At 65.0% G+C, this 20,412-nt stretch carries 18 protein-coding genes; 9 read left to right on the forward strand and 9 right to left on the reverse strand.

The genetic code is table 11. From position 1 onward, the window contains the following. Window positions 1–54 precede the first annotated feature (54 nt). A complete protein-coding gene (locus BUR28_RS00165; protein ID WP_074218267.1) occupies window positions 55–774 on the reverse strand; it encodes a hypothetical protein in 720 nt (239 codons plus the stop codon). 257 nt (window positions 775–1,031) lie between these two features. On the opposite strand from BUR28_RS00165, the gene BUR28_RS19160 reads away from it, so the two are divergent. After that, window positions 1,032–1,388 carry a hypothetical protein gene (locus tag BUR28_RS19160; protein ID WP_139307449.1) on the forward strand — a complete coding sequence of 119 codons (357 nt, stop codon included), beginning with the start codon at window positions 1,032–1,034 and terminating at the stop codon, window positions 1,386–1,388. A 97-nt stretch (window positions 1,389–1,485) separates the two neighbouring features. On the opposite strand, the gene BUR28_RS00175 is transcribed toward BUR28_RS19160, so the two are convergent. From BUR28_RS00175 to BUR28_RS00195, 5 genes are all read right to left on the reverse strand, one after another. Next, window positions 1,486–2,673, reverse strand: coding sequence for a site-specific integrase (locus BUR28_RS00175; RefSeq protein ID WP_074218269.1), 1,188 nt, complete (start codon window positions 2,671–2,673; stop codon window positions 1,486–1,488). A gap of 177 nt (window positions 2,674–2,850) precedes the next feature. Beyond that, the gene (locus BUR28_RS00180) at window positions 2,851–4,560 is read right to left on the reverse strand and encodes a recombinase family protein (protein ID WP_254813662.1); all 1,710 of its coding nucleotides are present in this window, start codon (window positions 4,558–4,560) and stop codon (window positions 2,851–2,853) included. 499 nt (window positions 4,561–5,059) lie between these two features. After that, entirely contained in the window at window positions 5,060–7,162 is a 2,103-nt protein-coding gene (locus BUR28_RS00185; protein WP_074218270.1) for an AAA family ATPase, read from the reverse strand. Between the two features lie 115 nt (window positions 7,163–7,277). Further along, window positions 7,278–8,297 carry a hypothetical protein gene (locus tag BUR28_RS00190; protein WP_254813663.1) on the reverse strand — a complete coding sequence of 340 codons (1,020 nt, stop codon included), beginning with the start codon at window positions 8,295–8,297 and terminating at the stop codon, window positions 7,278–7,280. A gap of 176 nt (window positions 8,298–8,473) precedes the next feature. Then, the gene (locus BUR28_RS00195; protein WP_139307450.1) at window positions 8,474–8,998 is read right to left on the reverse strand and encodes a hypothetical protein; all 525 of its coding nucleotides are present in this window, start codon (window positions 8,996–8,998) and stop codon (window positions 8,474–8,476) included. A gap of 133 nt (window positions 8,999–9,131) precedes the next feature. On the opposite strand from BUR28_RS00195, the gene BUR28_RS18820 reads away from it, so the two are divergent. Further along, window positions 9,132–9,302 (forward strand): ribbon-helix-helix protein, CopG family, encoded by a 171-nt coding sequence (locus BUR28_RS18820; protein ID WP_083626280.1) that lies wholly within the window; start codon window positions 9,132–9,134, stop codon window positions 9,300–9,302. A 343-nt stretch (window positions 9,303–9,645) separates the two neighbouring features. On the opposite strand, the gene BUR28_RS00200 is transcribed toward BUR28_RS18820, so the two are convergent. Both BUR28_RS00200 and BUR28_RS00205 read right to left on the reverse strand, forming a co-directional pair. Beyond that, window positions 9,646–10,821 carry an MFS transporter gene (locus tag BUR28_RS00200; protein ID WP_074218272.1) on the reverse strand — a complete coding sequence of 392 codons (1,176 nt, stop codon included), beginning with the start codon at window positions 10,819–10,821 and terminating at the stop codon, window positions 9,646–9,648. Next, entirely contained in the window at window positions 10,821–11,234 is a 414-nt protein-coding gene (locus BUR28_RS00205; RefSeq protein ID WP_074218273.1) for an ester cyclase, read from the reverse strand. The genes BUR28_RS00200 and BUR28_RS00205 overlap by 1 nt, the downstream gene beginning before the upstream one ends. Before the next feature lie 179 nt (window positions 11,235–11,413). Here BUR28_RS00205 and BUR28_RS00210 point away from each other — a divergent pair, with 179 nt between their 5' ends. The 6 genes from BUR28_RS00210 to BUR28_RS00235 all read left to right on the forward strand — a co-directional run bounded on the left by BUR28_RS00210 (window position 11,414) and on the right by BUR28_RS00235 (window position 18,924). Continuing rightward, window positions 11,414–12,226 carry a LuxR C-terminal-related transcriptional regulator gene (locus BUR28_RS00210; protein ID WP_074218274.1) on the forward strand — a complete coding sequence of 271 codons (813 nt, stop codon included), beginning with the start codon at window positions 11,414–11,416 and terminating at the stop codon, window positions 12,224–12,226. A 548-nt stretch (window positions 12,227–12,774) separates the two neighbouring features. Beyond that, window positions 12,775–13,572 carry a uracil-DNA glycosylase family protein gene (locus BUR28_RS00215; protein ID WP_083626283.1) on the forward strand — a complete coding sequence of 266 codons (798 nt, stop codon included), beginning with the start codon at window positions 12,775–12,777 and terminating at the stop codon, window positions 13,570–13,572. A 2-nt stretch (window positions 13,573–13,574) separates the two neighbouring features. Then, complete coding sequence (locus BUR28_RS19750) at window positions 13,575–14,597, forward strand: hypothetical protein (RefSeq protein WP_074218275.1); 1,023 nt, start codon at window positions 13,575–13,577, stop codon at window positions 14,595–14,597. Then, window positions 14,590–14,898, forward strand: a complete 309-nt coding sequence (locus BUR28_RS00225; protein WP_074218276.1) for a helix-turn-helix domain-containing protein — start codon at window positions 14,590–14,592, stop codon at window positions 14,896–14,898. Before BUR28_RS19750 ends, BUR28_RS00225 begins: the two co-directional genes overlap by 8 nt. A 406-nt stretch (window positions 14,899–15,304) precedes the next feature. Continuing rightward, complete coding sequence (locus BUR28_RS00230) at window positions 15,305–16,660, forward strand: DUF7986 domain-containing protein (protein ID WP_074218277.1); 1,356 nt, start codon at window positions 15,305–15,307, stop codon at window positions 16,658–16,660. Between the two features lie 596 nt (window positions 16,661–17,256). After that, window positions 17,257–18,924 carry a hypothetical protein gene (locus tag BUR28_RS00235; RefSeq protein ID WP_175566863.1) on the forward strand — a complete coding sequence of 556 codons (1,668 nt, stop codon included), beginning with the start codon at window positions 17,257–17,259 and terminating at the stop codon, window positions 18,922–18,924. Between the two features lie 283 nt (window positions 18,925–19,207). Here the strand turns inward: BUR28_RS00235 and BUR28_RS00240 are convergent, their stop codons facing one another. Further along, complete coding sequence (locus tag BUR28_RS00240) at window positions 19,208–19,450, reverse strand: hypothetical protein (RefSeq protein WP_074218279.1); 243 nt, start codon at window positions 19,448–19,450, stop codon at window positions 19,208–19,210. Between the two features lie 280 nt (window positions 19,451–19,730). Here BUR28_RS00240 and BUR28_RS00245 point away from each other — a divergent pair, with 280 nt between their 5' ends. Then, entirely contained in the window at window positions 19,731–20,363 is a 633-nt protein-coding gene (locus tag BUR28_RS00245; protein ID WP_074218280.1) for a tyrosine-type recombinase/integrase, read from the forward strand. The last annotated feature ends 49 nt before the right edge of the window (window positions 20,364–20,412 follow it).

The following is a 20,412-nucleotide window of genomic DNA, read 5'->3' on the forward strand; positions in this document are numbered from 1 at the left end:
GGGACGACCATAGGTGCGCCGAGCTGCGCCACGCGAGCCCAATCGCTGGACGAATTAGGTGTCGGAACTGGCGATAATTCGTCCAGCGATTTTCCTTGACGTGCTGATCGACGCTTTCTGCTCGCGGATGACGCGCGAGGCGGGGCAGTCCGGGTTGATCTGTTCGAAAGCTGCCACGCAGAACTGCGAGGCCGGCGTGATGGCTTGCCCGTCATCCGTGACGTCGCGCGTGAAAGGCTGGTCCGTCACGCTGCACCACAGATCGTGGATGTTCCGCATCCAGATGCGCAGGCCCCAATCCCGTTGGGCGCCGCGTTTCCCGTTGCCCAGGTGCGCCGGCGCATCTTCCAAAGCGGAGGCAAGCCCGCCGATGATCCGTTCAACGGCCGGCAAGTCCAGCGCAACGGATAGGGCTTCCGTTTCAAAGCCGTCCAAAGAGATTTCGAACGCCGTTTCCGAACCGGTGAGGGCGCCCGGAAGACCGGTTTCGATTTCCGTTACCAACGCCTCCCTGGCTTTCGGCGGCAGGGTCTCAAGCGCGGCGGCGAGGTTTCGGGCGAGTTTCGCAGCCTTCGCGAGTTCCCGTTCCGAATCCGCCTTGCGGGCGGTGCGTTGATGCCGCGCGGTCTCCCAACGATAGATCGCGGCGCAATCCTCAAGGTCTTGGCGGAAGCGCGCCGGATCGGCCGCGCTCAGCCCGCCGATGCGGCAGAGCCTTGCGACATCTTCGGGCGTGTAGGTGGGAGCATAGAAGTCAGGGGGCACAATCGGCATGGTCGTCCTAGCTGGCCGGATCATTTCACGTCACCACTCGCAAGGCCGGTCGGCCATTGCCAGCGTCTCCGAGCCACCGAACTCAGCCGGGACGCGTTTTCTTCGGCCGCGCGCCGCACCGCGTCGTCGGCCAGGTGCGTCTAGACAAGGCGAACTCGGCACGTCCACCTGCGCCAATATGGCGCTTTCCTTCTCGTGGACCGAGTTGACCGGATCGCATACCAGAGTGGTCTACGTCATATAACCAGAGGGAAAGTATGCGTATTTTTGTTGGAGTGTGTGCGTTGGTTTTGGTTCTGGGGGCATGCAGCGACGCGAAGAAAGCGAGCGAGGTTCCCCCGGCAGCGATTTCAACAAGTGAGTACCGCGGAATGTCCTGCTCGCAACTGAGGACCGAGGCTGCTCTCATAAGAAAACGGACGCCGGCTTTGGAAGCGGCCGTTGAAAAGTCATACAAGCACGACAAGAACATGGAAGCCGTTACCTGGATTCTGTTCTGGCCTGCCGTTTTTGCCATGGATGGCAACGATAGCGAAAGCCAGGCGCTTTCGCAGGCGCGCGGTGAACTCGAAGCGATCCATGCGTCGATGGAAAGCAAAGGGTGCCGCATGTAGCGGCCAAAACCTGCGCCAGGGCATCCCGTTTGGCGACGCCGTCGAAAAGATGCCCTCGGCGCCATTTTTGCCCAATCGCGATGCGCTGCGGGCGTCTCTATTTCACCACACGCAAGGCGGGCATGGCATTGCCGGCGTCTCCGAGCACCGAACTCAGCCGGGACGCGTTTTCTTCGGCCGCGCGCCGCACCGCGTCGTCGGCCAGGTGCGCATAGCGCATCGTCGTCTGAAGCTGTGTATGCCCCAGGAGCTTGCCGACCATCTGGATCGGCATGCCGGACGACACGGCATTTGATGCATAGGTGTGGCGCAGATCGTGAATGCGCACGTCCGGCAAGCCGGCCCGCGCCCGGATGCGGCGCCAGGGATGCTGGAAATCGGTCGCGTATTGGCCGGGCACCTTGCCGGCGATCACGTAAGGGTTGCCGGGCACGTGCGGGATGGAATGCAGAACGTCCCGCGCGGCCTGGGGCAGGGGGATGCGCCGCGCGCCGGTTTTGGTGTCGGGCAGCTCCAAGCCCTGGGCCGTGACATACTCCCATTTCAGTGTCTGGATTTCCCCGAGGCGGCAACCAGTCAGAATGAGCAGGCGGAAGGCGCCGACCATGTGCGGGGTTTCCGAGCCCTCCCGCAGCACCTCGCTCAGCACCGTGCCGAGTCGTTGCAGCTCGGCTTGCGTCAGATACCGCTCGCGCTTCTTCTCCCGGTATTTCGGCACGTGGCGGCACGGGTTCGAGCCGTCCGGGCGCAGGCCCCAGACTTCCGCCAGGTTGAACATCTTGGAAATCACGCCGAGCACCCGGTTGGCCTGGTACGGCACATGCCGCAGCCGGTGATGGAGTTCGGCCACGTCGCTGCGCGCCACGTCCACCACCTTGAACGTGCCGATGGCCGGCTTGATGAACAGGTCGATGCAGCGCCGGTACTCTTTCTGCGTCGAGACCTTGCAGCGTTCCGCCACGTGGGTTTCGAAGAACCGATCACAGAGCGCGGCGACGGTCGGGGCGCGGCGGTGCTGCGCGATTTCCTCGATTGGATCGCTGCCGCGGCACAGATCGCCCAGGAGTTCCTTGGCCCGCGCTCTGGCCATGTCCGCGGTGATGCTGCCATGCCGGCCGAGCGAGGTGCGCCGCGTACGGCCGCCCTTCTTGTATTGGAGCTGATAGGTCTTCACGCCGGTGCGCATCACCCGCACACCAAAGCCCTTCACCTCGCTGTCCCAGACGAAGTAATCGCGCGCCTCCGGCGCCAGGGCATCCACGCTGCGCTTGGTCAGTTTCGGCATTCTTGTCCCCTCTCTCCGGCGCTTCCGTGGAAGCCTGGTGGAAGATTCCGAGCGGAAATCACGGGGTAAGGCGTAGAAAGCGAGCGCAGCCGCCGTCAATGAAAAAGCAATAGGTTCAACAAGATAGGGTAGGCGGGCGCAGGTTGGCGAAGGTGGGGGGATTGGCCCGAGCCGGCCTCATAACCTGAAGGTCGTAGGTTCAAATCCTACCCCCGCAACCAACGAATCCGACACCCCGCCCGTAAAACGGCGGGGTTTGGCATTCCCGTCCCGCGAAAACGCAAGAATAGACCCAAGATCCCCGAAAAGCTCGATCGCGTGACCGTCTTCCGCGTCCGGATCCGGGATCAGCCGGATCTCAGAAACAAGACCACGCAGCAGATCCGCTGCCTCCGCCCGCGCCTCAGGGTCGTTCAGAGCCTTGGTCAGGTCCATGACCTTCCGGGAATAAATATCCGACAAGCGGGGATGCAGCGTAACAGGCTCGGTCTCCGGCAGCGCTGCCAGCTTCTCTTCAAGCTCCGCACGTTCCGCCTCCAGCGCGTCCATCTTCGCCTTCATGCTCGGGTGGAACATGCCTTGGGTGATGGCGCTCACGATCGCATCGATCTCGGTCAAGACCTGCCCGTGACGCCGTTTTTGCGCTTCGCGGGTCGCCTGCGTCGCACGTCGCTCCCGCCGCATCTCTTTCCGGAATGCCTCGACAAACTCTCGGACCAGGTCTGGATGCATCAACTCATGCTTGAGCCCTTCCAGCACCCGCCGTTCTACCGCTGTCCGGGAAATCAGCGCCCGGTTTGCGCAGGTTCCCCTGTTCCGGGCCCCCGAACAGCCATACTTCTTTCCGTTCATCAGCGTATATGCGGCCCCGCAGTCTCCGCACTTCAGCAATCCGGAAAAGAGGTAGGTTGGCCGTCGCGCCGCGCCGAAAGCATTCCGCGGCTGGTTCGAGGTCTTCATCGTCTTGCGGATGGCGCTCTGTCGCTCCTTGACCCTGTCCCAGAGGGCGTCATCGATGATCCGAAGATGCGGCACCTCCTCGATGATCCAAGCTTCCGGTGGGTTCAATCGTGCCTGCCGCTTGCCGGTCTCGGGATCCTTGATGAAATTCTGGCGGTTCCAGACCAGCTTGCCGACATAAAGCTCGTTATTCAGGATACCTGTTCCGCGCTTCCAGTTCCCGGAAATCGTCGAGAAGGACCAGGCGCCCGACCCCTTGCCTCCTGCGCGGGGCGGGGCGATCCCGTCCCTGTTCAACCCGACCGCAATGGTCCGTGCGCTCTTGCCCTGGTCATATTCCCTGAAAATCCGCCGAACGATCTCGGCCTCCGTCTCATCGACCACGCGGTCCCCGGTCGTGAAGCTCCCGTCGGGCAGCGGCTGCCGGTTCAGGCGATATCCGTAGCTGATCCCGCCCGCCGATTTGCCCGCTTTCACCCTGCCCTCCAAGCCTCGGTGGGTCTTCTGCGCAAGCTGGCGCAGGAACAGCGCGGACATTGTTCCGCCCAGCCCGATGTGCAGCTCGGAAATCTCGCCTTCCGCCTTCGTGAAGATGGCGACCCCGTTGAAGCGCATCCGCTTGTGCAGGCCCGCGATATGTTCCTGGTCCCGGCTCAGCCGGTCCAGCGCCTCCGCCACCAGTACATCGAATTGCCCTTTCCGTGCCGCTTCCTGCATCTGTTGGAATTGCGGGCGCAGGCGCGTGGCCCCGCTGATTGCCATATCGTCGAAAACCTCGACCACCTCCCATCCCCGCTCCTCGCAGAGCCGACGGCAGGTCCGGACCTGGTCGGCAATCGAGGCCGGCGATTGCAAGTCTGTCGAATAGCGCGCGTAGATCGCCGCGCGCATGCGAGGAACAGTTCCGATGACGTCAGTCTTCATCATGCTCTGAAGGTCCTTCATGCATGTGCGGGATCGGGGTCTCGTTCTCCGTCAGCAGGTCGTCACAGGCCTCCCGAGCGGCTTGCTGTGCGAGCAGCCGGGCCATTCCAACGAGTGCAGGATGCCGGTCCTCATTCCGACCCGCAACTTCGATATGCTTAGCCATTGCCCGCCTCCCCATGGTGTGCCTGCGCGAGAAAACGGCCTTTGCGGGAAAACTGCCCAACCTTCGAAATGAAATTCCACATCGTCTTTCTCTTCTGCCTGCGCATCCTCCGCGGAAAGCCAAGGACGCCGATCTTCTTTTTGGGGCGCGTGATCCGCGCTCCGGCATGCAGGCTAAAAAGGATGTTTCGAACGCAATGCAAAGGGCGAGAGGCAAAAATAAAACTGTGGATTGTGCAGCCTATTCAGGGTGTTGATCCCTTGTTTCTTTCCAGCAATGTCACTACCGCGCGCGAGCCAATTCCCGGACGCGCCCATATTGCGCGGCCGGGCGGCCTTATGCGGACCGGCCCGAGGGTCTCCACGAAAGGGATGGCCCCGTCTCCTCCGCCCCTACCGGCACATTGTCGCTGTCCCGAGACGACTGTCGCCCCGGCAACAAGGCCTTGAGCGCCGCGCCGACGACTTCCCGTTCCTGCTCGAGTACCTCGGCGATGCGCAGGAGGTCGGCGATATGGGCGTCCAGCAGGGCGGTGGCCCGGGCCTCGGCCGCCCGGAGATGGCGGTTGAGCCGCGCCCGCAGGGCGGGGTCGAAGCGGAGGTTCTCCAGATCGCGCGGCAGGGGCTGCCAGGCGGGCCCCATGCGGCCCATGCCCCATTGCAGCTCGATCCGGGCGGCCAACCGCGTGGCCTGGGCCAGGTCGCTGTCCGGCCCGTCCCCGGCCCCGCTGGAGGGCGTGCCCAGCACCAACTGCTCGGCCGCGCGGCCGGCGAGGTGGAGGGCCAGCATGTCCTCGGCGCTGGCGCGGGTATGGCAGACCGGCTCGGGCGCAAGCACGGCCCCGCCCCGGGGCGAGACCTGCACCGACTGCGCGGCCGGCAGGTCCAGGAAATGGGTCACCAGCAGGTGCCCGGCCTCGTGCAGGGCGATGCGGCGCAGAACGCCCTTCGGGGCCGGCGGGCGCAGCCGGGCCGCGGCGGCGCGCAGGTCGGCCAGGCGGACCGCCCGTTCCGCGCCGCGGGCCATTGCCGCGGCCTGGCGGGCCAAGGCCACGAGATCGGCGCCGGTCAGCCCGACCAGGTCGCGGGCCTCGGCGGCGAGCTGCTCGGGGGGCAGATCGGGCAGATGCGTGGCGAGGATCGCGGCAATGCCGTCCTTGTCCGGCAATCCGATGGGGATCTTGCGGTCGAACCGGCCCGAGCGGACCACCGCCGGGTCGATCCGGTCGGGATGGTTGGTGGCGCCGATCACGACGACGCCCGCGGCCGCGTCGAGCCGGGAGAGCTGTTCCAGCAACCCGTTGACCACCGAGGCCATGTAGCGCTCGTTGCGATCGCGTCCGCCGCGGCTGTGGAAGCTGTCCATCTCATCGAGGAAGAAGACCGCGGGCGCCGCGGCGATGGCGGCCTCGACATGGCCGTTCAGCGCGGCCAGCATGTCGCCCATATGCCCCTCCTTCTGGCATTCGGAGAAGCTGGTGGCGGTGAGCGGCACCTCGAGCGAACCGGCCAGGGCGGCGGCGACCATGGTCTTTCCGGTGCCCGGGGGGCCGTAGAGCAGGAAACTGGATGGCACACGGCCCCAGTCCAGCGCCCCGGCGCGCCAGGCGGCCACGTCCCGGACGAGCCCCTCCAGTTCGGTCACAAGAGCGGGCAGGCCCTTCACATCGGCCAGGGTCGTCCGGGGCGCCGCGGTCGCCCCTTTGGCGGCAATCCGGCCCAGCCGGTCCAGCACCGCCTCCGGGGTCGGGCCGGCGAAGGCGATGTCGAGATGCAGGGGCGTGAGGTGCCGCAGGAGGTCGGCACCGAGCAGTCGATCGGGCCGGCCTGCCCCGCGATGGGTCAGGGGCAGCAGGGCGGCCAGCATCTCCCGGTCCAGGGGCGGCAGGGCCTGCGTGGCCGTCAGCAGAGGGCGCAACGCCTCGCCGAGGGAGCTTGCATCCGGGGCGATGGCCAGCACGGCGTGGCCTGCGCGCAGGGCGGTGGTGATGCTTTCCCGGAATTCCGCCCGGCTGCGCGCGATGTCGGAGCGTAAGTCGCCGGAGCGACGCAGCCCGACGATCTCGGCTCCGACGCTGCCCCCGGCCTTCAACGCCGCGCAGGCCGTGTGCGCCAGGCCCAGCAGGTCGGCGGGGACGGTGAGCAGGACCAGCGTTCCGGACATGCCCAGGGGGGCGCCCTCTAGGGCCCGGGCAATGCGCAGCATCATCGACAGCGTTCCGGCAAGCGGCGAGACCACCCGCCGCCGGTCGCCGGGATCGCGTGTGGGCGGATCCGGAACGGTCCGGGTGTCCGGGATCTTCGCTTCGGACTGGGCCATGAGATCGTCGCTCTTGGGCGGCGCATCGGCCTTGGTGCCCCGCGCTGCGGCGCGGATCTCGCGGGCGACGCGGGCGCGGGCCGCGGCCAGGCCGGGCAGGGAGGAGGACGGATCGGGCATGGGACAGCCTCCTGGTCCGAGAACAGACGAAAAGCGGAAAAAACGGGGGGCGTGCTGGAGGGCAGGGCGGTGCAGCTCGGGCCGGACAAAAGGGGCCGGCCCGGGCACACGCCGCTCAGCCCGGGCGGGCACCGTCGGGCGCGGCGATGTCGCGGGCGATCCGGTTCAGCACGCGCTCGATCTCGGACAACAGCCAGGGCGCGTAGATCTCGGTCACCACGTTGATCTGCCCGGCATAAAGCTTGGGCGGGATCACCGCCTGGGGAAAGCGGCGGCCCAGCTCGGCATGGGCGCGCTTCTCGGCGGCGCAGGCCGCATGGCCGGTGGGCATCGCCAGCAGGCGCAGGAAGGTGACTTGCGCGTCTTCCGGCAGGCCCAGCTGGTGGCGGAAGCGCTTCTCGGGATGGGCGCTGTAGCCCAGCTTGAGCACCGTCCGGCCGGTCCGAGGCAGGGCGATGCGGGCGAGATAGATGGTAGAGGCCTTGGCGGTCCAGCTCTCGCCGCAGATGGCGCAATCGCACTGGCCCCAGTACATGTTGGCCACGGCAACGCGTTGCTCGTGGCCGCAGGCATCGTGCCGGTAGAGCCGATAACTGGGATTGCCCAGCGGGTCGGGACCGAGGCGGGTCCAGCCCTGGCGCCGGGCTTCGTCCTCTTCGCGGGCCTGCAGGCAGGTCTCGCAGCGGATCGCCGTCTCGCCGGCGGCGGCCCGCTCGATGATCTCGAACTGCCGGCGCACCTCGTGGCCACATTCCGGAATGCGATAGCGCCCATAATGGCGATCTTCGGGATCGCGGCCGAGATAGACCAGGCCGGCCTCCTGCGCGGTGGTCCGGCGGCCGTTCTCGGCACAGCCCGCGCAGGCGGGTTGGGCGGTGCGCAGGGTGAAGATCTTTTGCGCGGTCACCGCGCCGCAGACCCGGCATTCCAATGCCAGGTGATAGCGGTCGCGCACGCGGGCGAGGATGTGGAAGCCCTTGGCACGGGCGATCTTCTGCCAGTGATCCGGAATGGGGCCGTTATAGGGGACGGCCCAGGTCTCGGCCGGGACATGGCCCGAGCGGCGGGGGACATGGAGGGTGCGGCCGTCAAGCGAAACGGGCTGGAAGGCGGGGGCGGTGGGCGTCTTGCACATGGCAGGATCCTTCTGAACAGGGGGCAGGGGTCAGGCGCGCGGGGCGCGCCCGGTGGGGGCACAGGTCTTGTCCGGACAGGGACCGATCCCGTAAAACCGCGAGACAGACCGATCGGCTCACCCGGGCAGGAGAGGCCCGGGTTCGGATGGTCAGGTCAGTTGTGGAAAGGGGAGTGTCAGGCGGCCATAACAGCGCCCGCCGGGGGCAGGTCGCCGGGGCCGTCGCCGGTTGCGTCAGGCTCCAGCACCGCGTGGACGGCGGCCAGCACATGGGCCGCGCGGCCCAGGGTGCGGTTCACCATGCCGGCTACCGGATTGGTGCCGGGGCACTTGAAGACGGGCAGCTGCATCTGGACCTGCTCGATCAGCTGGGCGCCGGCGCGGGGCGCCTCAAGCCCGAGGGCCAGCCGGAACATCAGGGCCATCTGCTGCAGCGGGCGATCCTCGTCCCGGGCGGGATGCATCGCCAGCACGGCGTCGGCCGCCGCCCCGGCAGCCTGCCAGGCGCGCTCGGCCGCCTCGGGCCAATGGGCCACCGCGGGATCCCAGGGCTCGACCCCGTCGAGGTCGCGCTCCGCGGCCACCGCCGCCTCGGTCAGCGCCAGCAACTCGGTGAACCGCTGCGAGATCGCCGTATGCGCCGCGAACACGGCACCGCCTTCATTCCCCGGCGCAGGGGTGCTAAGCACAGTGTCAGCCATGTCGATGTCCTTTCACTTCGTCATCGGTGTGGTCAGGGCGGGAGGAAGAGGTGCAAGCTCTTGTTCCCGTCCGTGATGTATGACATTTATGGCCCACAGCATTATGATGTCAACATTAAAAAGGCAAAAAGCTATGGCGCCGCCCAAGAAAGATACCGTCGCGCTCACGTTGCGCCTGCCCGTCGAGCTCCTCGAGGGAATCGATGAGGTGCGAAGGGCCGAGGCAGACATACCGACCCGCCCCGAGATGATCCGCAGGATTCTTTCGGAATGGTTCGAGACCAGGAGCGGCGACAAGGCCTGAGGTGATTTGCGGGCCTGGACGTTCTACGATGGCCATGCAGAGAGGGTTCCGGCTTTCTAAAGGTCGGATGGTCTCTTGGACCTTGGCCAGAAGGAACGACCCGTTCGGCCCATAACGGCCTTCCACCTCAGTCACTGACGCCGCAGTGCAGCTTCACCGAAGCGGTCATTAGCACGCCGCCGTCCGACGTGATTGTTGGCTATTCGCGCTGCCCACAGCGAATAGGGCTGATCCCGAGTCAACCGATCGGTGCGGAAGGGCCGACGCGGGATGAACGAGCCCATTGTGCGGTCTTCTCTTCCATCACGCACCGCACCGCGGGGCATCGTCCTGTCAAACCGCGTCAGAGGTTCGCCCGAAGAGGGACGATGCGGGGCTTCGCCTCGAGCGTCCGGAACAGGATCGCCGCGGGCAACACGATGGCAAAGAGCGTTGCGCCGAACAGGATCGCCGCGGACGGTGTCCCGCTGCGGTCGAGAAGCCAACCCGCCACCGGCGGGCTCGCTGCCATGATCGCGTAGTAGATCGTGAAGAAGATCCCCATCCCGAAGGCGCGGCGTTCGGACGCCACGGCCTGTCCGGCCAGGGCCATGATGACGCCGGCAGGCGCCATGCCCAGCAGCCCGAAGAGCAGGCTTGCCGTCAGCCCGGCCCCGGGCCGGCCCAGCAGCAGCAGCGCCGCCACCGCGCCCGCCATGCAGAGGCCAAGCACCGTCTCGCGCCGGCCGAACCGGTCGACGATCTGTCCGCAGGCCGCCCCCGACAGGATCATCAGCCAGCTGCCGGCGCTGATCACCGCGGCCGCCGCGAGCGTGCCCATGCCCTGCGCCGCCAGCATCATCGGCCCGAAGCTCAGATAGATGACGTAGCCTGCATTGAACGCCCCCCAGGCGAGGCCGGCACAGAGGATCAGGCCCCATTCCCGCGGCATCAGCCGGGACGGTCCGCCCCCGGCGCGCGTGGCCACGTCGTGCGGCGCCCGGTAGAAGACGAGGACGGCAAGCGCGGCCAGCGCGCACCAGGCCGAGGCCGCCCAAAAGGGCACACGCCAGTCGTAGAGCTCGGCGAGCCAGGCATGGCCGACCTGCCCCATGGCGATGCCGAAGGGCCAGCTCATGACAAGGACGCTCATCGCGGTGGCGATCTCGCGGCCCTCGAACCAGTCGGCGACCATCTTGGTGAAATAGAGCGTGGCGAACAGGAACCCGGCGCCGGACAGAAGCCGGCCCATCCCGATGCCGCCGGGGGCGGCCGCGGTCGCCGATACCGCGCCTCCCAGCGCAAGGGCGAACAGCCCCAGGCCCGCAAGCACGCGGTCCGACGCGAACCGGCCGGAGAACCCGGCCGGCAGCGCGAGAAACAGGCCCGGCGCCATGAACAGCCCAATCATCAGGCCGATCTCGGCATTGTCGAGACCGAAGGCGCCCGACAGGTCGCCGCCGACCGAGCCGAGGGTCTGGAACTGGAGCCCCAGACCGACCCGGGCGGCGAAAAGCAGCGCCAGGATGCGCCAGCGCATCACGCCCAGCCGAGTTGGCGCAGCGCGTGGGCGTCGTTCCAGACCTTGGTCATGTGGCGGATGCGATCACCCTCGAAGGTCATGACATAGACGTAGTCCGAGGCGACCCTGCGCCCGGTCGGCTCGCCCGGCCCGCCGGGGCCGGTCTGGGTGCCGTGAAACACCGCCGCCGCGACGACCGTGCCGCGGGCCGCATCGGCGGCGAAGGCCGTGAGGTCGTAATGCCCGTCCGGGATCGGCCGCAGCAGGCCCTTCATCCACTCGGTATAGCCTTCCAGCGTCGTGACGTCCGCCAGCGCATCCGCCTGGCAGGAAAAGCCTGCGCCCTCGTGGCAAAACGCCTCGCAGGCCGCCCATCCTCCGCCCGTCTCGCAGGCCTCGAAAAAGTCGCGCGCCGTTGTCTCGATGCTCATCGGTCGGTCCTCCCTTGCAGATGACGGCAGGGTGCGCGCCATTCGCGGAGCGCGGAATCCGGCAGATGCAGTAAATCGGCCGTGCGCCGTGCGGTATTCGACTACAGCATCTGCGGGATTGCCGGATCGCACGGGCTGCCACAGGATGAGGGCATCCAGCCAGGGACCTCCCGCACCCCATGTCGCCCGACGAGATCCTCAGCCCGCGCGAGATCGAGATCGCCAGCGCCTATGCGCAGGGCGACACCTATCAGGCGATCGCCGAGCGGCTGGGCATCGCGCCCTCGACCGTGCGCACCCATCTGGCCACGATCTACCGCAAGCTCGAGGTCTCCTCGAAGCTCGAGCTTCACGCCCGGCTCTCGGGCGCGCCGCCGGACGCGGGAATGCAGACCGACCATGCGGCGGTCATCTCGGAACTGGCGCTCAGCCTCGAGGAGGCGCTGCGCCGCGAACAGGCCCTGGCCGAGGTGCTGCGCATCATCAGCCGGTCGCAGGGCGAGATCGACGCGGTGATGTCGGCGATCCTCGGCTTCGCGCTGGACCTCTGCGAGGCGGAATTCGGCATCCTGTTCGACCATCACGGCGAGCGGCGCTTCGCGGCCACCCATAGCCGTGGCATCCCCGACCCGTTCCGCGACTGGCTCGATGCCGAGGGCATCTTCGCGGTCAGCCCGCGCACGGGGCTCGGCCGGCTTGCCACGGGTCACGGCGTCGTCAACATCTACGACGTCCGGGCGGAGGAACTCTTCCAGACCGACGATCCGCTGCGCCACGCCACCGCGATCCTCGGCGGCGCCCGGTCCTTCGTGGCGATCCCGATGATGTCGGGCGACCAGCTGGCCGGTGCCTTCACGATCTATCGCCAGAGCGTCCGTCCCTTCAGCGCCCAGGCCACCGCGCTGGCGCAGACCTTCGCGGACCAGAGCGTCATCGCGCTGGATAACGCACGCATGGTCAGCGCGCTCCGATCCGACACGCGGCCCCCTTGATCACCGTGCGCGACCGGATGCGAGGTCGGCCCTAAGCCGCCCTTGCCTTGACAACGATATGCCGCGGCGCGGCCCGTCAGAGCCGCCATTCGCTGCGTCCGCGAAGCAGAGCATGCGGCGCAACCATGCTGCGAGGGATCGCACGGATATCCGATAAAAACCATCAGATGTCGCATGCCAGCCCATAGCGGACGCACGGGGAACCGAAGCCACTTGGCAAAGCGGCCCTTCAAATGCCGGCCAACGGAGGAACACAGGGTTCGCCGACGATCTGGCGCTTGTTCTCGATGGCGGCGCGGCAAGTCGCCGTAGCTCCGGACTTCTGGCCAAGGGTTCGGACCGGGCAAAAACAGAGCATTTTGATCGGGATAGCGCCTCGAAAACGCGGAAAGCACAAACGAAGTACGAATTGCGAAGCGCGGTCGCGGGCGACGGACCCGCACGACTTATGTGCTCGCACACATCACGGCTATTGACGCTTCTTGAGGGGCGCCTTATGTGTGATTCATTACATCACGCAAATGGACGCCACGACAGGAGCCCCACAGATGGACACAACGCACCTCGCCCAAGACTACCTTCGTTTCCTCGAGACTGCCGGTCAGGCCTCTTTGGAGAGCGAACTGGAATCGCCTTCGAAACTCTTGATTGCCGCGGACACGCACCGCGGTAAGAGGATCGAGATCGCTTACGCACCCTTCGACTTCATCAACGGGAACGCTCGTATCGTGATCGTAGGAATCACACCCGGGCGCCAGCAAATGCGGAATGCGATCCAGGAGTGCCGGCGTCAATTGCGCGCCGGTTGCGCAACGGCCGCGGCCCTCGAAGCTGCCAAGACCCATGCCAGTTTCTCCGGTCCGATGCGGCAAAATCTCGTCGATATGCTCGATGCAATCGGTGTGGCGCGTCTTCTTGGATTGGCGAGCACGGCGTCGCTTTGGGCAGGGGACGCGAACCTCGTGCATTTCACATCGGCCCTGCGCTACCCCGTGTTTGTTGACGGCGCGAATTATTCCGGAACGCCGGCGATGACCGGTGTCCCGATGCTGAGGGACCTTCTCGAGACCGCGCTGGTAGAGGAAATGCGGACCCTGCCCGATGCGCTATGGGTCCCGCTCGGGCCGAAAGTTGGGGAGGCGCTCACGGTGATGGCTGAAAAGACCGGCGTTCCCCGAGAACAGATACTCGATGGGCTCCCGCATCCAAGCGGCGCCAGTGCGGAGAGGGTGGCCTATTTCCTTGGTCGCAAACCCCGCGCACTCCTGTCCGCCAAGACCAATGCCGATCGTCTGGATGCGGCAAAGTCCGACCTCACGGCCAAGATGAAAAAGCTGGGAGCCTAATCATGGATGAGGTGAAGCCACGTGACATGGATGCTGATCAACGCCATGACGAGTTTACACGTACTTATGGCAACGACGGCGACCCGGCCGTCACTCTTGTCGAGCTGGTAAGGGCCGCCGGGGACTTCCTGACCATGATCGTCCGACCCGAAGATGCCGCTGACGGCATGCATCGGATCATTGGTACAATGGCTGGAGGCGGCGAGGACTGGCGTGAAGCGTTGGCGGACAATGAGTCTGGCGCTTTCAGTGAATGGCCGTTCGGTTCGATGCTTCACAATCTGAGTGCCTATAGCCGCTACGGGATCGACCTTGGGTCCGAGGAAGAGGGCGACGAAACCGAGCCTGAGGACCGTTTAAGAGAAATGGTCGAGGCGGCGGAACGTTTCCTTGCTCTCTGCCCCCTAGATGCCTGGCTCGGGAAAGAACGAACCCCCGACCTGGAGAATACCATCTCGATGGCAAGGGCGCGGTGGGCGCTCGATCATGACCGGCCTGTTGAACCGGAGGGACTCGCCCTCCTTGGTGGCGTCAGTCAGGGGCGGATGCGGAACATGGTGACCGGCCGCGATCCGGAAATGCACCGGGAAAATGGACTAATACCAGCCCATGAAGCGCTGGCGTGGCTTGAGGGGCGGGACAACTATTTTCCGTCAATCTGGCGAACGAAACGGCTATCCCTGAGCAGGGAGGAGCCGGGTCATGGAGACGCAGACATGCGCTTCTTCTTCATCCCCGAAGCACGGGATGGCTCCGTGTTCCATCCCGAGCTTCGGAGGCGCAACGGATTCACGATTGGTCTCAAAGGCGAGGAAGAAAGACTCGAGAACTTTGAGGATGCTCTCGAGCGCTTGCAAGGAATGCATGTTCCAAGCTGGCGCAGGCCGGCTCCGTCCAGTCGCGGCGGGTGGGGTATTGTGCAAGGCGTGTCGTGGATCCGCATGAGCCAACAGGAACTCGGACGCCGTGCGCGCTCGGAGAAGGTGAAGATGCATGAAAACGTAAAGGACCAAGCAGATGAGTGAAGCGGACAGCCCCACAGCAGATTTCCTGTCCGAGGCAATCTCGACATCAGGACGTACACAGCGCGAGATCGCCCATCGGTCCGGCTTTACGCGAGCCAACGTGATCTCCATGATGAAGCATGGTGAGATGAAAGTGCCGATTGAGCGTATTCCGGATTTGGCGGACGCTTGTGGCGTTGACCCCAAGGAGTTCGCGCGGGTTGCGATTGCCGAATACCATCCCGAGATCATGAATATACTGCGTCACATCTTCGGGGTGGATCTCGGGAATGACAATAAATCCCTGGAGCGATCTCGATGATTGAAATGGCCGTGATCAACGTACTGCTCGGAACTTTGCCAGATCGTCCGAGCGGTAGAACAGCGAACTTGGGTCTCTAAAAAATCCGCTCGCCGCAATCGGACCGAGAGTCTGCTCTCGTGGGCTTGGCAAAAGCCTGCTGGGTCCGGTTTCTGCGCATTGCGGCCGTCCGTGCCAAGCGCAGCATTCAGTATTTTGGCCCTTTCCGACGTCGGATGCCGCGCGGCGTTACCGCGAACCGTGCGCATTCGAGCGGCACGGACGGCCCGGAGTTCCACCTGGTCAGGCCGTAGTCGTCGTGACCGGCCGCCGTACTGAGAGGTTTTCCGGCCAGCTTCGTTGCGGGCTTGCCCGGCATTCCGGGCAGTCCTACGGATGGGCAGCGGATCCGAGGGGGAGGACACCGGTGAAACAGGGGCACGATCTCGGCGGGATCATCGATTTCGCCCATCGCGACGAGGCCTGGGCCGAACGGCTGGCCGGGGTGGTGGACGAGCATTTCCTGCCAGCGCTGGAAGAGTTCGATCTCGATTTCGAGGACCTGGCCGACATCCTTGGAAACCAGGCGCCCTGGACCCTCTGGGGCTGCGCCTTCGAGGATTTCCTGTCCCGCCGCTGGCCGCCCGACGGGCAGAACATCGTCGAGACCTACCTCAAGCGGCGGGGCTGGACGGAGAAAGTGCTGAACCGCGCCTATATCGAGGGCCTGCGCGACGCCCATGTCAGCCTGCACGAGGTGACCGCGGTGGTCCCCGGCACCAGCATGGTGCTGCGCGATCTGCTGACCGGGGCGGACCCCGTGACCGTGCGGGAAAAGAGCGCGACGCGGTCATTGAAGCAGTGGGACCGGGTCGCCGTCCGCGTGGTGCCGGTCCGCGATCGTCACGTGATCTCTGGAGGCCTGTTGCCCTTTTCGGCGGATGCGGTGGAGCTTCTGTTCGACGGGCTGCGGGATGCGCTGCGGCTTCGCAAGATGGAAACCCCGCGGCTGAGCGTGGAGCAACTCCGGTCCTCGGCGCCGCTCTTCAGCAGCGCTTGGCTCTTCACCCATCTGCCCCGCCTGCTCGACCCGCAGATGCCGCACCTGACCAACACCGACGGCGAGGATCTGGTGTTCCACGAGCTCCGCTTCCCCTTCGCGGCGGGCGTGGTGCAGGGCCAGGTTGCGACGGTGCTGGACCGGCAGGCGGAGCTTTCGTCCGACGGTCCGAAATCCTGGAGCTGGCTGACCCCGGCGAAAGGTGTTTCGAAATCCAAGGGCACGGGTCCGGGACTGGCCCTCGGAACATCCTCGGACGGCGGCACGGTGCTCGGAGCGCTGCACCTGAAAGGCAAGGCGCTGATCCTGGAAGTGAATTCCAAGGAGCGTGCGGCCCGCGGTTCGGTCCTGATCACGGCGGCCCTGGGCGATCTCCTGCGTCCCCCGCTGACCACGATCCAGACGGTAGACCAGGCGATGCGCGACCGCGATGCCCCAGGAGGGCCGCCGGAGGGGGCGGACGAGATCCCGCCCGAGATTGCCCGACAGATCATGCAGGAGCACCTCGACCGGCACTACCGCGAAACGCTGGACCAGCCGATCCCCGCGCTCGGCGACAAGACCCCGCGCGAGGCCGTCCGGAGCGCCGCGGGGCGAAAGAAGGTCATGGAATGGCTGAAATACCTCGAGAACCGCAGCGCGAAGGCCGAGGGCACGCCAATGGCCGAATACGACTTCCGCTGGATGTGGGAGGAACTGGGCGTGCTGGAGGAAAGGGGTTAGGATGCAGGCAGTTCGCGGCGTCGAGGACGGCCGAGGCTGTGTGAAAACTCGGTCAAGCATGGCCGGAGCCGGAACGAAGTTCTCTTGAAGACGCCTCCGCGAGAAGTATTTCTATTGTCGGGCCGCCAAGAGCCCTCGCGGAGGAAGTAACTCCCCGCAGATTCCGGAAATCTGAGTTTTCACACAGTCTCGGCCCTTTCCCGACATTCGTCGACCGAATTGGCACCACGGTGCAGCGTCATCGAACCGGTCAATCGCCGCGCGTGCGAGAAAGACGATCTGGTGCAGGTGCGCCGGGCTCTCTTTACGTTCAGCCTTCCTCGCTCATCGGCAGACGGAACGCCAGATCAGCCGAATTCATCGTCTGTGGAACGATTGCGTACGTAACCGGTGTGCGCCCAGGTGCGCGCAAGACTTGACCGTCGGACGGAACCTGACAATCCTGCAATCGGATTCGGCGGACGTTGAACCAGGGGCGTCCGTGCACGAGAGAATTTGGAACAGACCGAGAAACGATTATGCGGTCGCGGACTCGGATTTTGGGGGCAAGCATGCGGAATTTTCATTACGCCTTGATTATCATTATGACTATCGGGATGACGTCGCCCGGCGCGTCGGCCGAGGAATCCGCCGCCAATGCGCTTTTTGTTCAGGCCATTCGTCTTTATGCCGACTTGCCCGAAGACCCTGCCGAGCGCCTGGCCCAGTTGAATGACATTAAATCGGCATTCACGACAATCGTCGAAGACTATCCGGCTTCCGATGTGGCTGTCAGGATCGTGCTGGACGAAAAGCTTGGCGCCTATACGCCGTCGGAACTCGACCGCGAGATTGCGGCCATCACCCTCGATCTGGAGCAGGATGCGCTTGCCGAGGAATGCCCGATCCGGCCGACGCAACCCTGCCTGAGCGCGATGATCGAAAACTCTCCCATGGGGAGAACGGCGCTTCTCGCGGAATTCGCAATGAAAGGTGACTACGAGGAGCTTCTTGCAGGGCTTTACGCGGCGCTTTTCGGGGATAGCTTCGACATCGACAATCGCCTGACCAAGGATCACGCGGCGTTCCTTGTCGATGTCGGGCTGACGGGATTTGCGACTGGCGATCATGCGCGTGCTGCGGCGGTCATCAGGGCGATTGCGGATCAGTCCCCGTTTTTCGATGTGCCGGAGGGGAGCGACGTGTCGGCGCTGGCGGCGGCCCTTGTCGAGGAAGGCACAAAACGGCTGTTCCGGGACGACATCAGCGATGCCCTGAGGGACCGGGTTCAGCGCGTGGCGGCAGAGGATGCGGCGCGCACGGGGTCCGTTTCGTCCGAGTTCGTGAGTGTGATTTTGGACGAGGGCATGGACATGGCGGAAATCGACTCCCGCATGGAAGAGCTTTGGCCGAAACTCGACGACAAGGGATTCCAGCCGGACGTCAGCCCGGACAGGATCCTTGATATCATCCTGCGATCCGAGGACGCAGATACCTATCTGGAAAGCTTTTTCGAAAGCGGACAGATCGAGGATCTCGACGATCCTTCCCGTTTCGAGCCGGATGTACTGTGGCGCATCTACGAGGTGATCGCCGCTGCGCAGGACACATCCAGTCCCCGCAGGACACGCTCTCTTTGGCTCAGCGCCACACATGGAAACGCCGCGCGAGCAAAGGCAGCCATCGCGCAAGAGGCGGACCGGTCGTACAGCATCGTCGGCTGGGACAGTGCCGGAAAAGCCGCCTTCATCCTTGGGTCCGAGGGCGAGCGGCAGACTCTGGACGAACTTCTGCGGATATCGGATTTCGGCAGCGACTCCGAGAACGCCGCCGCCGAGGCAATGACGATCAGGCTGTTCAACCTTGGAGCGGCGATCGCTGGAGACGCAGAAGCCCTTGACGCCCTGGCCCAGGGATCGGGCTATCGCGAACTGGCGGAAATTCTGGAAGGGATTGGCCCGAGGAAGGTCGTGAGCCTGCTTTTCGACACCTACTATCGGGATTTCGATTTGCGTGCCGAGGCTGTTCCTCAGTGGCTGCTTGACCGGGCGCGTCGGTTCGCTTTTGTCGAGAACGTGACGGCGCAGGGCCTGGATGCCCGTGACATCGCCCGGCAGATCCCGAAGGGGGATGCGGAACTTGCCTACGCTGTCCCGTCTTCCGTCGAAATGCAGACGCGTATCGCGCTCGCCGGCGAACTCGACGCAGGATCCGCCGAGTTCGAGGCTCTCTACGGGATTTTCGACGATGCGGTTCTGTCCAACACGGCAGCCACGGAGCGTTGACGGCCCACTCCTGCCATTGACATCGCCTCGCTCCGCCGCGGCGCGGCCCGTCATTCCAGCCATTCGCTGCGCCTGCGAAATCACGCAGCCGGCACACCGCACATATCGGGGCATTTCGAGTACCTGACACAAACCATCAGATGTCGCAGGCCAGCCCGAACGCCACATTCGCTGCAAATAAAACTTGGTCACGGACGGCCGCCGGAAAAGGCAGTGAGCTGCCTAAGCCAGCCTTGCGTCCTGTGTGCCACGACATGGCAAGCGCGTCGTCGTCTCGATCGCCTTACGCCTGACGATCAGGCGCGCCTCTCTTTGAACTGATTTCGCACAGAACGCCAAGGGCTAACCCCATGAAGGCGACGGTAAGTGCGCCGCCGACATTTTCATGAAGGTACTTGGACTGGGCAATCATCTGCTCGGGATACTTGAAGGCGATGAAGCCTTGGTAGAGCGAGAAGACGGCGCCGATGAAGCCAAACCAAAAGAAGATTTGGGCGAAGATGCGCCCGATGCGGGTGAAATTCATAGCGCCGAAGACTCCGAAATACCTTTACAACCGCCACCATGGCGTGCGCAGGCGCGATGATCAAGCATCAGGCCGGTCTGCCGGCGGCTCAAGACGGATGCATCGGCTTTCCAAAGCGCCACGTCCGCAATCTGCGCATTGCGCCCGTTCGGACGAGGCGCGGCGTCCATCGACATGGGCCCCGCGGTTGGCCACGCCGCCTCGCCGGTCTCCCGTGCTACAATGGGTCACCAACGTCGGGTTGGTGTCGTGGTGGGCGAGGCGGATGGGAGGAACTGCCATGCCCACCGCCAACTTGCCTGCCATTCGTGCCTGCCGCCCCGCCTGGAACAAGGGCCGCGTGGTCGGCCAGAAACGCCCGCTGATGCCAAAACATGTCTGGGCCATTCGCGTGCGCCTCGACATCGCCGGGAACCACCGCGACCTCGCCCTGTTCAACCTGGCCATCGACAGCAAGCTTCGGGGCTGCGACCTGGTGAAACTCAAGGTTGCGGATGTCTACGCGGCCGGCCAGGTCAAGGAACGCGCCTCGATCATCCAGAGCAAGACGCAGCGCCCGGTCAGGTTCGAGATCACCGAAGGCACGCGCAGGTCGCTCGCGCGCTGGATGGAGGAGCCCCTGATGATCGGCTCGGAATACCTTTGGCCGGGGCGGTTCCACGAACGCCTTCACATCTCGACCCGCCAATACGCCCGGCTCGTGCGGGAGTGGGTGCGTTCCATCGGCCTGGACCCGACCTCCTACGGCACACATTCCATGCGCCGGACGAAGGTCGCCCAGATCTACCGGAAGACGGGCAACCTGAGGGCCGTGCAGTTGTTGCTCGGGCACACCAAGATGGACAGCACCGTCCGATACCTCGGCGTCGAACTGGAAGATGCTCTGGCGATCTCGGAGAGCGTTGAGATATGAAGACGACGGGCCGCCTTCACAGGCGGCCCAGAACCGACCTTCGTGCCTG

Origin of the sequence: Rhodovulum sp. ES.010 (genome assembly GCF_900142935.1) — a bacterium.
In the GTDB taxonomy this organism is placed as follows: Bacteria; Pseudomonadota; Alphaproteobacteria; order Rhodobacterales; family Rhodobacteraceae; genus Rhodovulum.